Below are 12,240 nucleotides of genomic sequence, written 5' to 3'. Positions count from 1 at the left end.
ATCCGGATACGGCTTTGAAAATTGAAAAGACTCGCTGTCTTAGACGGTGCCGAAGATGGTCTTGCCGGTGGAGCAGAGGTCTTCTGCTGCGGTGACCAGACGGGCAGCCATGTTCTTTTCAGCCTTCTTCAGGTAGCTGCGCGGGTCGTAGACCTTCTTGTTGCCGACTTCGCCGTCGATCTTGAGCATGCCTTCGATGTTTTCGCAGACGTGGGTCACGATCGGGCGGGAGAAGGCGTACTGGGTGTCGGTGTCGATGTTCATCTTGACCACACCGTATTCCAGGGTTTCGCGGATGTCGCTGAGCTCGGAACCGGAACCGCCGTGGAACACGAGGTCCATGGTGGCTTCCATGCCGTACTTGTCGGTCACAGCCTTTTGGCCGTCGCGGAGGATGGTCGGCTTGAGCTTCACGGCGCCGGGCTTGTAGGCACCGTGCACGTTACCGAAGGTTGCGGCGAAGAGGAAGCGGCCGAGCGGCTTGAGTGCTTCGTACACTTCGACCATGTCTTCCGGAGTGGTGTAGAGCTTTTCGGCGGGCAGGCCGGAAGTGTCGTGACCGTCTTCTTCACCACCAACGCAGCCGGCTTCGACTTCGAGGATGATGTCGAGTTCGGCGCACTCGGCCAACAGCTTCTTGGAGATTTCAAGGTTCTCGGCAAGCGGCACGACGGAACCGTCGAACATGTGGGATTGGAAGAGCGGGCCCTTGCCTTCGGCCTTGCGCTTGCGGGAAGCTTCAAGCAGCGGCTTGAGGAAACCTTCGACCTTCTCCGGGTGGCAGTGGTCGGTGTGCAGCGCGACGAGGACGTCGTATTTCTCGGCCAGAATATGAGTGGCTTCAGCGAGAACGATGGCTCCGAAAGCGGCGTCGGACACGTTCAGTCCGGATGCGAATTGGCCACCGCCGGTGGAAACCTGAATAATCCCGTCGGACTTCGAGTCGGCAAATGCTTTGAGCGCGGCATTGATCGTGGCGATCGATGTAACGTTAACGGCCGGGTAGGCGTAGTTGCCCTTTTGGGCGGCGTCGAGCATCGCTGCGTATTGTGCGGGTGTTGCTACTGGCATAATCGTATATTGATTAGTTGATGTTATGATGAGTTGCGTTAGCGTAAGTTCTGCTAATTTGCTCTATCGACTGAGGCAAGCCATAATTCCCCTTTCAGGTCTTTTTTCAACCACTGAATTGATCCGGACCCGATCCGGGACGGCGATTGAAGCTGGATTCTAGGCTGTTTGGCCTAGTCAATCGGGCGGTTCACTGCCGCGGTGTCCGCTGAGTCTCCGTCTGGTGACGAATGGCACTAGCTTAAGCGAGATTTGAGAGGAGAGAGTGCTCTTTGAGTCGCTTGCTGGACTTGAGATGAAGTCAGTTCGGGAGGGCGGCTGTCCCCAGCCGGCGTGCCACGTACTTCGTGATGCGAAGCCTTCATCAGTTTGCCGCGCTGCGTAAACAAGTTGTGTTAATCTGGGCCCGGTCTGCCGAATCGCGGCGGCTGGGACGAATGGCACTACTTTAAGGACAAATTGAGGGGTTCCTATTGCAACAAAGCGTCGCTCGTAGTGGCTGCTTTAGCTGCCATATTCAGCATCCTAAGCCACCTCGGCTCGATGGCGACTGAAGTCGCCACTACGATAAGAAGCTTAAAGTAGTGCCATTCGAGGCTGGGACAGCCGCCCTCCCTTAAGGTGGCGCCATTCCCGCCTGGTGACTGAGGTGCTGTCAGACGAAGGGGAGCGGTTGAAATTGCTTGCCGAGAATTGCGGCGGCATCGGCGCTCAGCCAGCGATCGAGAACCGTCGCGTAAATGCTGCGGAAATCGGTGGAGAATTTGAGATCTTCCTTGGGGCCGATCCCGAGGTCCGGGGCGGAACCGATGATCCCGCCCTTGGCTTTGGCACCCATGACGAAGAGCGGGGCGGCTGTGCCGTGGTCGGTGCCCTGGCTCCCGTTCTCTGCGGGGCGGCGCCCGAACTCGGAAAAGGTCATAGTCAGGACTTGGTCCGCTTTTCCGTGTGCGTTCAAATCCTGTTGGAAGGCCTGCATGGCATCCGACAGTTCTCCAAGGAGCCGGGCGTGGTTGTTCAGTTGGTTGGCATGGGTGTCATATCCGCTTTGTGAGACGAAATAGACCCGGGTTTCCAAGTCCGAGTGGATCAGTGCGGCTACGCGCTTGAGGGACTGTGCCAGGGTATTGCCGGCATAGTTTGTGGAGGGCCTGTACTTCGAGATGATACGCTCGACCCGTCGCTCCGTGACGAGCGTATTCATCATCACCTGTTGCAGGTAGCTGCCGGGGCCCTCACCATGCTCGGCCTGTAGAATAGCTTCATAGGCTTCGTCGGCCGAACCGGGTTGGGTGCCGGTGCGGCCCCGGGCGCGGATCCCGAAGATATCGTGAGGCGTGTCGGAGAGCAGGGATTGGGGGACGAGGTCGCTGACATGAACCGCATCCGGTCCGTCCTTAGGTGTCTCATCCGGACTACCCGAGCAGGCGTTGTCCAGATAGCGCCCAAGCCAACCGGTGCGAGGCATCTGCTCGCCATCGCCCGCGGTTTCCCAGATCTCGGTGGACCGGAAGTGGCTGCGGTTCGGGTTTGGATAGCCGACATTCTGAATGACGGAGAGCTGTCCGCTGTCGAAGAGCTTGTAGAGTTCGTTGCAGGCGGGATTGAGTGCGACTTGGTCATTCAGCTTGAGGAGGCCGTCTTTCAATCCGAGCTTCGGGCGCAAGTTGTAATAGCGGTCGTCGGCGTAGGGGACGATCGTATTGAGTCCGTCATTGCCGCCTGCCAGTTGGATGATCACGAGGATGGTACGATTACGCTCGGGGGCCGGCGTTTGCGCCATGGCACTTTGGGTGAGGAAAGAGGGGGCGAATCCGCTGAACGCGAGGAAGCCGAGGCCTCCACTGCTGCGACGGATAAATTCACGGCGGGTGAGAGGGAGCGATTTCATGGCAGGTGCTTAGCAGAGGTTATAGGCCGGGGACTGAAGGAGGGCGATCACGGCATTGCGTACGCGCTCGGATGCTTCCGGCGCGGCGGTGTCGCCGATCAGTTCCGGTAGGATTCGGCTGTAGGTCGGGCGCGAGGGGGCGGTGATGAAGTAGGTGAGGAGGTGACGGGCGAGTTCCTCCGGTCCCATGTCCAAGCTTTGGGCGAGCCGTTCGGGACTGACGAGGAACCGGTCCTTTCCCGCGTCACGGGCCCGTTGCAGCTCACGCTTCTCGTTGCCGTTGAGTTTGTCTTCCTCCAGCGGGGTGAACAGGTAGTCCACGACCTGGCGTCGGGCGCTGATGGTGGTGGCGTTGATCCAATTCTGGCCGTAGAGCCAGCCCCGCACATTCGGCGGGTCCATGAAGGACTGGCCCATGGCCGTCATGCTGCGGAGCAAGCGGCCCTCAAAGGGAATGATGTCGAGCTGCAGGTCCTGGCAGAGTCCCAGATAGAACTGTACCGGGCTTTTGACCATATTACCCCTGTAGGCCGGGTGGTAGAAAAGGTGGCTTTGGAAGAAGATTTCAAGCAGTCCGCGCAGGCTGTAGTCCCGAGCGGCCCACTTCTCGCCCAGCGCGACGATATAATCTTCATGCGGAAGTGTATCGCCCAAATAAAATTTCATCAGTTCACGGACGAGGAAGGTCCTTGCGGCGGCTTGGCGGAAGGTGATGTCGATGACTTCGTCGCCATCCCAGGTGCCGATCTCGCCGAAGACGGTCTTCAGGCTATAATCATGCGAGTTTTTGGCGAAGGCGACTTCCCGGCGTTCCTTGATATAGTAGCCGGTGAATGCGCGGGCCGCCTCCTTGATGTCCTTTTCGGTGTAATTCCCCTCGCCGAGGGTGAAGAGTTCAAACAGCTCGCGGGCGAAATTCTCGTTGGGCTTCTGTTTCTTGTTTTTGTCCAGGTCCAGGTAGCGAGCCATGGCCGGCTCACGGCTGACTTGCTTGCACAGCTCGGGATAGGCGCCCTGAATGCCGCTGCGCAGGCAGGCTTGGAGGGAGAACAGGTGCGGGGTGCTCTTGATGCTCTGCCGTTCCACCACGAAGATATCCTGCAAGAAGAGCACGAATTTTTCCCGAGCGCTGTAGGCGGGGTCGATTGCGGTCCGGAACCACTGCAGGGCAAAGTCATCGAAGAGGGATTGCTCCTCCCGGCGGGCTTCCCGTTGCAAGCGCCGTTTTTCATCGGGATCTTTGATCTCCCGGTAGATGTGGCGCATGCGCTCGTGGATGCCGGCCTCGAACTCGCTGAGCTTGTCCGGCTTATGCAGGGGCTCGCTTTCCGCGAAGGCTTCCGCCACACAGGCCGCGGGAGATCGCCGGAGGGCCGCCTTCACTGCCTGCGGGGTGGCAGTAAAGCCCATGCGGCGCAGCAGGTGGGCCGCCTCCTCTTCGCCCCAATGGGTTTCGTGGAGGGGTTTCCAGGCCTTCTCGACACTGAAAGTTAGAGGGTCGGGCGGGGGGATCGACATGGTAGTTAGAGGTTGAAGATACAATCGTAATTAAGATCTGGAAAGTTTCAAAATCCGGATCAAATCGACTTCCCCTACTGTTTTTGCTTCCACAGTTCCTCCGGATGTTGGAAAAGAGGGCGTGCCCTGGTATCTCTATCACGCATTTAAACAGCTGTTCCCCTCCGGACGCTTCTTTTCCTTCTTTTCCTGCATGTCGATCATTGGGGTCATGCTGGGGGTCTGCGTGCTGATTATCGTGCAGAGCGTGATGAACGGGTTCGGTGAAGGTATTCGTTCGCGCATCGTCGAGACCCAAGGGGATATCAGGATTCGCTCCAACCAGATCATTTACGATTGGGAAGCGCAACTGGAGGCGCTCCGGGCTCAGGATATGGTCATCGGGGCGGCACCCTTTGCCGAAGGGGTGGTCATGCTGCAGCACTTGAATCGTCCTCAATTTCCCATGATCCGAGGGATTGAGCCCTGGTCTGAGGAGGATGTCATTCCGATGCAGCAATTCCTCACCCTTGGCAGCATGGAGGATTTCGATGACGAGGGTGTGTTTCTCGGCGAAGGCCTGGCCTATACCTTGCGTGCCGGACCGGGGTCGGTGGTGGAGGTGTTCACGCCGCTCATGCTGGAGCGTTTGAAGGAGGACGAGGTCCTGCTTCCCCGCCAGTTCAAGGTGGTCGGCCTCTTCCGTACCGGATCCCCCCAAGTGGACGGCAACACCATGATTTCAACCCTGCGCGTTATGCAGGAGCTCTACGGTCTGGACGAGGGCGTGCATGGCATCACCCTGAAACTACGTCCCGGTGCCGATGCGCTGACCTATTCGCGGGAATTGGAAAACCATGTACTGCGCCCCGGTCTCAATGCGGTGAGTTGGTATGAGTCGAACCAGGATTTCCTCTTTGTGGTGGAGCAGGAGAAGCGGGTGATCTCGTTCATCATTATTTTCATCATTCTGGTCGCCTCCTTCTCGATCGCCATCGCGCTCATGATGGCGGTTTTGCGCAAGACACGCGAAATCGGTCTGTTGGTGGCCATGGGCGCGCGGCCCTTGCAGGTCGCCTACAGTTTCTGTTTCCAGGGCTTTGTCATCGGGGTGATCGGTAATAGCTTGGGGATCGCCATGGCCTTGGTCTGCCTGCATTACCGGACGCCGATCCTGTCGGCCTATGCGCGCGTGACCGGATCCAGTGTCGATTTTCTCGGGCAGTACGATGTGTATGAGATCCCCGTGTACTACATGATGTCCGATTTCATTATTGTGACCAGCTTTGCGGTGGTCATTTCAACCCTGGCCGGCTTGTTGCCCGCAATCCGTGCGGCACGCTTGAAGCCGGCGGATGCACTCCGGAGTGAATAAGATGGAACACCTGCTCGTTGCCCGTGCTTTGAGAAAGAGCTTCCCCGGAGGGGAGGAGCCGATACCTGTGCTCGATGGTGTCGATTTGGAGATTCAAGCCGGCGAATCCGTCAGTATCCGCGGCGAGTCCGGCAGTGGTAAATCCACGCTCCTCAACGTGCTGTCCGGTCTGGAACTGGCGGACGAAGGCGAGTTGCTCTGGCAGGGGCAGGCGATGCAGGGCCGCTCCCTTTCCCGGCTGGCGGCCAAGCGCACCGGTTTTATCGGCTTTGTCTTTCAGGCCTATTATCTGGCTCCGGAACTCAATGCGATCGAGAATGTGTTGCTGGGGGCCCGTGTAGCGGGCCGCCGGATCGACGCCGGCGTCAAGGACCAGGCGGCATCGCTTTTGGAGCGTGTCGGTCTCGGGCACCGGCTCAGGCATGCCTCGACCAAGTTGTCCGGGGGCGAACGTCAACGGGTGGCGGTGGCACGGGCCTTGATCAACGACCCGCCGGTGGTCATGGCGGACGAGCCGACCGGGAACCTGGACGAGTCCACCGGCTTAGCCGTGATGGACCTGCTGATGGAGTTGACCGCCGGGGAGGGGAAAAGCCTCGTCCTGGTCACCCACAACCCTGAATTTGCCGCCCGGACCGGGCGACAGTTGACCTTACACCTTGGGCGCCTACAGTAACCGTGATTTTATGAGTTTGAAGAAACTGAGCATCGGTTTTATCGGCGCGGGCGGCAACACCCGCAAAATGCACATCCCAGGCTTTCACAAGATCGAAGGGGTTGAATTATCGGTGGTGGCGAACCGGACGGAGGCCTCGGCCCGGAAGGTCGCCAAACAGGATGGGATTAAACGGGTGGCGAAGGACTGGCGGGAAATCGTCGAGGACCCGACAGTGGATGCGGTCTGTATTGGAACTTGGCCCTATCTGCATGCCGAGGCGACAATAGCCGCTTTGGAGCACGGGAAACACGTACTTTGCGAGGCCCGAATGGCCTGCAATCTGGAAGAAGCCCGTCGCATGTATGCCGCTGCAAAGGCCCATCCGGAGTTGGTGTCCCAGATCGTACCGGCGCCTTTTTCACTCGATTTCGATGCCACGATCTCGCAAATGGTTCGTAATGGCGATCTCGGTGAGCTGCTTGAGGTGCGCCTTGTGCATACCGGCGGGCAATGTGCCAGCCCGGACGCGCCGATGACATGGCGTCAGGATCGCAGCTTGAGCGGGCTCAATGTCCTGACCATGGGCATCATGCATGAGACCGTTGAACGCTGGGTGGATGACGAGCCGGAGTGGCTGATTGCGGACGGCGCGGTTTTTCAAGCGCAACGCTGCTATCCTGAAAGCAAGGAGCCCGTCGCGGTGGAGGTTCCGGACAGTCTCAGTATCTTCGGGCGCTTCGGGCGTCATGGTGCGCGCATGATCTATCATTTCAGCGGGGTGGAGTCCGGGAAGCCACGTATGGAATTCCGCTTGAACGGGTCGAAGGGCGCGCTCCGTTTCGATGCTACCGAAATGCAGTTGCTTTATGCGGCTGCCGGTGAAAGCGAAGAAAAGAAAATCACCCTGTCACGGCAGCAGAGCCGCGGCTGGCAGGTCGAGGCGGATTTCGTCGCCTCCATTCGCGAGGAAAAGCCGGTGACGCTGACGGGTTTTGACCAAGGGCTATGTTACATGACATTTACCCAGATGGTGGCAGATTCGCTCGCCCTCGATTCCAAACGGGTTTATTGGAAGGATTATGTGAGCTCGTGAGCCTGTCTTGACTGTTACGGTTCGTTCCTGACCCAGTGCTCGACCGTAAAATCCTCATTTTGAAGGACCGTCTCCTTCAGGCTGAAAGCAGTCTCAAAGTCTGGGAAAAAGGCATCGCCTTCCACTGTACGGTGGACTCGAGTCAGAAAAAGTTCGTCACAGTAGGGGAGCATTTGCTTGTAAATTTCACCACCCCCGGCAATCCAGACGGTTTTCCCGGTATCCTCCATGTGTTCGAGCATGGAGAGGTCGGTGAAACAGTGGACGCCCGGGATTTCGCGTGGCTGCCGGCTCAGCACGAAGGTTTCGCGGCCGGGGAGCGGCTTGCCGATGGATTCGTAGGTCTTGCGCCCCATGACCAGGATGCCACCCATGGTGACCTTCTTGAACCACTTGAAGTCCTCCGGCAGGTACCAGGGAATGTTGCCGCCGTTCCCGATGACCCGGTTCTCGGCCATGGCGGCAATCGCCTTGAGGTTGTGGGACTGTGTCATGCGTTTAGGAATGGCGGCCGGGGGACTGTTGGCAACACGTGAGTGCTTGAGGCGTCTAAGGAAGAAGCGTCTATCGTCGCTTCTCTACAAGTTTTGACGGCGCCCTTAGCGGCCTTCCTTTTCGGCGAGTTCCTGTTCGAGGCGTTCGACGTATTCGGTCACGTTGCAGGTGAGCATGCGCATGCTGCCCTTCGAGACTTCCAGCACCTTGTTGACCACGCCGTCGAGGAAGGCCCGGTCGTGGCTGACGAGAATGACGGTGCCATCGAATGCGTTGATCGCGTCCTGCAGGACTTCCTTCGACTTGATGTCCAAGTGATTGGTCGGTTCGTCGAGGATGATACAGTTGGCCGGTTGCATGAGCATTTTGGCCAGAGCCACACGATTCTTTTCACCCCCGGAGAGGACGGCGGTTTTCTTCAACGCTTCGTCGCCGCTGAAGAGCAGGGCACCGAGCGCGGCGCGCGGGTTGGCGTCCTTGTTGCCGATGGCCGAAGCCTCGACTTCCTCCAGCACGCTATTGGCCGGGTTGAGTTCTTCCGCCTGCGACTGGGCGAAGTAGCTGATCACGGTATTGATGCCCTTTTCGACTTCACCGCTCTGGTAGGGTTCGATGCCTGCCATGATGCGGGCCAAGGTGGATTTACCCGCGCCGTTGACCCCGACGACTGCGATGCGGTCGCCTTTGTCGATGCGCAGATCCAGGCCGTTGAAGACGACATTGTCGCCGTAGGCCTTATGCAGGTCGGTGATGGTGATGACCTTTGCGCTGGCCGGGGGCGGTTCGGGAAAGCGGAAGAAGATCTTCTTTTCATCGCGGGGAATCTCGATGATCTCCATCTTTTCCAGCTGCTTGATCCGGCTTTGCACCATGCTGGCCTTCTTCACGTTGGAGCGGAACTTGTTGATCCAGTCCTTGATCTCGGAAATTTCCTTTTGCTGGTTCTTGGCAGCTTTACGAAGGGTTTCGAGGCGTTGTTCGCTCTCCTTGACGTAGTAGGAGTAGTTGCCCTTGAAACTGGTCAGGTTGCCGAGTTTGAGTTCCAGTGTGCGGTTCGTGACTTCGTCGAGGAAGGCACGGTCGTGGGAAATGACGATGATCGCACCTTGATAGTGCTTCAAGTATTGCTCGACCCAGTGCTGACAGACGATGTCCAAGTGATTGGTCGGTTCGTCCAGAATAATCAGTGATGGGTTTTGCAGCAGTAGTTTGGCCAGCGCGATTCGCATTTGCCAGCCGCCGGAAAATTCACCGGTATCGCGCTCCATGTCACTCATGGAGAAGCCCATGCCCAACAGGATACGCTCGATCCGCGATTTCATGCGGGCGGGCTCATGCTCCTCCAACTGCTGCTCCCATTCCCCCATGGCGTCGATGAGGTCGTAGTACTCCTCCGCGGAGGTGTCCATCTCCATCATCTCGTCTTCCGCCTTGGCCAGTTTTTCCTGCAGCTCCAGCACGTCGCCAAAGGCGCTTTCCGCTTCCGCATACAGGGTCTTTCCCGAAACCGAGATCCCGTCTTGCGGCAGGTAGCCGACATCGACGTAGTCCGGCATGTCGATTGAACCTCGGTCCGGCTCTGTCTCGTTCATCAACATGCGCAGCAGGGTGGTCTTACCCGATCCGTTCGAGCCAACGAGTGCGATGCGGTCACGGGCACCGATCACGCAGTTGATGCCCTTGTAGAGCGTTTTCTTGCCGAAATTGTGGGAGACTTGGTTGATTGTAATCATGGGAAACGGGCCTTTCTGGCGGGTTTCTGTGAACTAATGTCAGTTGAAAGCGCGGGAATGAAACAGGCTTGCCCCTTGCTGGCAAAGAAAAAGCCGAAGTCTTATGAGGCTGGTGCGATGAGTTCTGGTGTTGGCGGGACGGGAAGCCCTTCCTCCGTCGCCCAGGCTCCGGCGGACATGCCGTCTGCGACAAGCGCAGCCACCTCTCCTGCGATGGCGCTTTGAGTCTTCCCATTCAACATTCCCCTCCTGAATCAGGAGGGGAATTTATGAGGTTATAATTCCTCTTCTTCACGTGCGGCGGACATGCAGACTGTTTCACATCGCTCCTCCTCTGCTTGCAGGGGAGGGGAACCGCGAAGCGGCCTGCCTTGAGCTTGTCGACGCGGCCTGCCTTGAGCTTGTCGAAGCGGTGGAGGGGTATCCATGCAGTTGTAGGGTAAAGAAAAAGCCCGACGCTTTCGCATCGGGCTGTGTTTGTTGTTTGTGGCTAAAACTTATCGCTTACTCCTCGTCGGCCGGGGGAGGTGGGGGAGGGCCACGGCGTTCCTTGCGGGCGGCCATCATTTCCTCGCGGCTGATTTCACCGTTTCCGTCGGTGTCGATCTTGTCGAAGTTCTCGAGCAGGCGCTTGGCACCGGCTTCTTCGGCTTCCGCCTTGGTGATGACGCCGTCTCCGTCGGTATCGAGCTTCTTGCGCTCGCCGCCGTCGCGCTCTTCACGCATTTGCTTCATATGGGCGCGCAGCTCTTCCGGTGTGAGGTAGCCGTCGCTGTCGGCATCGATCTTGTCGAAGTTTTCGGACAGGCGCTTGGCGTCGGCGACTTCCTCCTTGGAAAGTTGCTTGTCACCGTCGGTGTCGAGTTTTTTGAAGAAGTCGCCTTTCTTGCCGGGGCCTCCGGGACCGTCCGGTCCTTGGCCGGGTTCGGCATGGCTGAGGGCGGGGATCAGGGTGGCCGCGATGGCGACTAACAGTAGCTGCTTGATTTTCATGATAGCTGTATTGGTGGTTTCGCAACGCTCAGGTGGTTGCTTGTCCTGAAAATCGACGAGTCGGCACTAAAGTTGCATTGCCGGAATTCTTTTTGAAAAATCGCTCTCTGACTCGCGCTGATGCGAGTCTTTCCATATAAGCTACCCATGTACAAAGTATCTGAAAGCACTGCCGACTTCATTCACCGTCTGCCCAAGACCGAGACGCACCTGCACATTGAGGGGGCCTTGCCCTACGAGTTGCTCCAGCAGATGGATCCGGAGAAATTCCGGGAACTTCCGGAATGCTGGGCCCAGGACTTTAAGTGGAAGTGTTTCGAGGACTTTGAAAACCACCTGCTGGAGCATGCCCTGCAGTGGTACACCTCGGCCGAGCGCTATCATGAGGCGGCCAAGGTCATCTTCCGGAACCATGTGGCGCAAAATGTCCGCTATGTGGAGCTGTCCTTTCACGCCGGGGTGGTCGAGGCCCTGAAGATTCCCGGTCCGGAAATTCTCAATGCCATCCTGAGCGCGGCCCCCAAGGGGCTGGAGGTGCGTGTCTTCATGGGGATGGCCCGCAATTGCTACAACGATTACCTGGCCCCGGTCCTTGAGGACTGTGTCAATTGGGAGGGGCTGGCCGGGATCGACCTGCACGGTATCGAGTATCTGCCACTGGAAGCCTGGACCCCGAAACTCTGGGCGAAGGCGCAGGACGCCGGTCTGGTGACCAAGGCGCACGCCGGCGAGTTCGGCCCGTCCGGTCATGTGCGGGAGGCGATCGAAGTGCTCGGCGCCCTGCGCATCCAGCACGGGATCCATGCCATCGACGACCCCGATGTGCTGCAGTTGGCAATCGATTCGGGGGCGACTTTCGATATCTGCCCGATCAGCAATGTGAAGCTCGACGTGATCGATACCATGGCCGTGCACCCGCTCCGTGAGTTCTTCGACCGCGGCCTCCGCTGTACCATCAGTACGGATGATCCCTTTTCTTTCGGGAACTCGGTGGAGGATGAGTACGTCGCCCTTAGCAGCGCGCTTGGCTTCGGTCATGCGGAACTCGCCAAACTGGCCAAAAACGGCTTCGAGGTGGCGTCGGTCGGATCGGCCCAGAAAGCGAAATGGATGGCCGAAGTCGACGCAGCGTTGGCCAAGTGATCTGATTCGGTGCCGGGCCGCTCGGCGGGTGTGTGGGATCTGCCGCATGCACCGTGATCGGAACCCCTCCGTCTCCGCTGCGCGGATCCATCCGGCTTCTCTCCGATACGCCGTGACAGGCCTCCCCTGCTTGCACCCGTCTTCGTTAAGAACTGCGCCGAGGCATGGGGGAGGAGTTTTTTGGGGTTCTGCGTGTGTCTTTACGCGGTTGTAGAGAAACAGCTCCTCCTCTTTCAAGGGGAGGTGTCTTTCGCAGGGCGAAAGACGGAGGGGTTTTAGTCCTGTCGCTGT

10 protein-coding genes are annotated in these 12,240 nt (G+C 58.4%); 4 read left to right on the top strand and 6 right to left on the bottom strand.

Going from position 1 to position 12,240, the window contains the following annotated elements:
• Positions 1-39 precede the first annotated feature (39 nt).
• The 3 genes from fbaA to O2597_RS00200 form a co-directional block, all read right to left on the bottom strand.
• Positions 40-1,071, bottom strand: a complete 1,032-nt coding sequence (gene fbaA, locus O2597_RS00210) for a class II fructose-bisphosphate aldolase (RefSeq protein ID WP_269522136.1) — start codon at positions 1,069-1,071, stop codon at positions 40-42.
• Between the two features lie 655 nt (positions 1,072-1,726).
• On the bottom strand, positions 1,727-2,962 hold the full coding sequence (locus O2597_RS00205; protein WP_269522135.1) for a DUF1501 domain-containing protein: 1,236 nt from the start codon (positions 2,960-2,962) through the stop codon (positions 1,727-1,729).
• Positions 2,963-2,971: 9 nt separating this feature from the next.
• The gene (locus O2597_RS00200) at positions 2,972-4,480 is read right to left on the bottom strand and encodes a DUF1800 domain-containing protein (protein ID WP_269522134.1); all 1,509 of its coding nucleotides are present in this window, start codon (positions 4,478-4,480) and stop codon (positions 2,972-2,974) included.
• 193 nt (positions 4,481-4,673) lie between these two features.
• Here O2597_RS00200 and O2597_RS00195 point away from each other — a divergent pair, with 193 nt between their 5' ends.
• From O2597_RS00195 to O2597_RS00185, 3 genes are read left to right on the top strand one after another with little or no spacing between them, the layout of a single operon-like run.
• Positions 4,674-5,834, top strand: coding sequence for an ABC transporter permease (locus O2597_RS00195; protein WP_269522133.1), 1,161 nt, complete (start codon positions 4,674-4,676; stop codon positions 5,832-5,834).
• Position 5,835: 1 nt separating this feature from the next.
• Positions 5,836-6,510: an ABC transporter ATP-binding protein gene (locus O2597_RS00190; protein ID WP_269522132.1), complete on the top strand. Its 675-nt coding sequence runs from the start codon at positions 5,836-5,838 to the stop codon at positions 6,508-6,510.
• A gap of 10 nt (positions 6,511-6,520) precedes the next feature.
• Entirely contained in the window at positions 6,521-7,585 is a 1,065-nt protein-coding gene (locus tag O2597_RS00185; protein WP_269522131.1) for a Gfo/Idh/MocA family protein, read from the top strand.
• Positions 7,586-7,599: 14 nt separating this feature from the next.
• Here the strand turns inward: O2597_RS00185 and O2597_RS00180 are convergent, their stop codons facing one another.
• The 3 genes from O2597_RS00180 to O2597_RS00170 form a co-directional block, all read right to left on the bottom strand.
• On the bottom strand, positions 7,600-8,079 hold the full coding sequence (locus tag O2597_RS00180) for a dihydrofolate reductase (protein WP_269522130.1): 480 nt from the start codon (positions 8,077-8,079) through the stop codon (positions 7,600-7,602).
• 105 nt (positions 8,080-8,184) lie between these two features.
• Positions 8,185-9,813 carry an ABC-F family ATP-binding cassette domain-containing protein gene (locus tag O2597_RS00175; RefSeq protein WP_269522129.1) on the bottom strand — a complete coding sequence of 543 codons (1,629 nt, stop codon included), beginning with the start codon at positions 9,811-9,813 and terminating at the stop codon, positions 8,185-8,187.
• Positions 9,814-10,317: 504 nt separating this feature from the next.
• Positions 10,318-10,806 carry an EF-hand domain-containing protein gene (locus O2597_RS00170; protein WP_269522128.1) on the bottom strand — a complete coding sequence of 163 codons (489 nt, stop codon included), beginning with the start codon at positions 10,804-10,806 and terminating at the stop codon, positions 10,318-10,320.
• A gap of 147 nt (positions 10,807-10,953) precedes the next feature.
• On the opposite strand from O2597_RS00170, the gene O2597_RS00165 reads away from it, so the two are divergent.
• The gene (locus tag O2597_RS00165; protein ID WP_269522127.1) at positions 10,954-11,949 is read left to right on the top strand and encodes an adenosine deaminase family protein; all 996 of its coding nucleotides are present in this window, start codon (positions 10,954-10,956) and stop codon (positions 11,947-11,949) included.
• Positions 11,950-12,240 lie beyond the last annotated feature (291 nt).

The sequence above is a fragment of the Coraliomargarita parva genome, assembly GCF_027257905.1.
Classification (GTDB): domain Bacteria; phylum Verrucomicrobiota; class Verrucomicrobiia; order Opitutales; family Coraliomargaritaceae; genus Coraliomargarita_A; species Coraliomargarita_A parva.
Note: the sequence above shows the minus strand (reverse complement) of the source record. Positions and strands in the feature narration are given on the sequence as shown.

Bases quoted from the DNA above. Each gene is read 5' to 3' on its own strand.
- O2597_RS00195 (WP_269522133.1), top strand. From the start codon at position 4,674: ATGTCGATCATTGGGGTCATGCTGGGGGTCTGCGTGCTGATTATCGTG.
- O2597_RS00205 (WP_269522135.1), bottom strand. From the start codon at position 2,962: ATGAAATCGCTCCCTCTCACCCGCCGTGAATTTATCCGTCGCAGCAGT.
- O2597_RS00190 (WP_269522132.1), top strand. From the start codon at position 5,836: ATGGAACACCTGCTCGTTGCCCGTGCTTTGAGAAAGAGCTTCCCCGGA.
- fbaA (WP_269522136.1), bottom strand. From the start codon at position 1,071: ATGCCAGTAGCAACACCCGCACAATACGCAGCGATGCTCGACGCCGCC.
- O2597_RS00165 (WP_269522127.1), top strand. From the start codon at position 10,954: ATGTACAAAGTATCTGAAAGCACTGCCGACTTCATTCACCGTCTGCCC.
- O2597_RS00185 (WP_269522131.1), top strand. From the start codon at position 6,521: ATGAGTTTGAAGAAACTGAGCATCGGTTTTATCGGCGCGGGCGGCAAC.
- O2597_RS00175 (WP_269522129.1), bottom strand. From the start codon at position 9,813: ATGATTACAATCAACCAAGTCTCCCACAATTTCGGCAAGAAAACGCTC.
- O2597_RS00180 (WP_269522130.1), bottom strand. From the start codon at position 8,079: ATGACACAGTCCCACAACCTCAAGGCGATTGCCGCCATGGCCGAGAAC.
- O2597_RS00170 (WP_269522128.1), bottom strand. From the start codon at position 10,806: ATGAAAATCAAGCAGCTACTGTTAGTCGCCATCGCGGCCACCCTGATC.
- O2597_RS00200 (WP_269522134.1), bottom strand. From the start codon at position 4,480: ATGTCGATCCCCCCGCCCGACCCTCTAACTTTCAGTGTCGAGAAGGCC.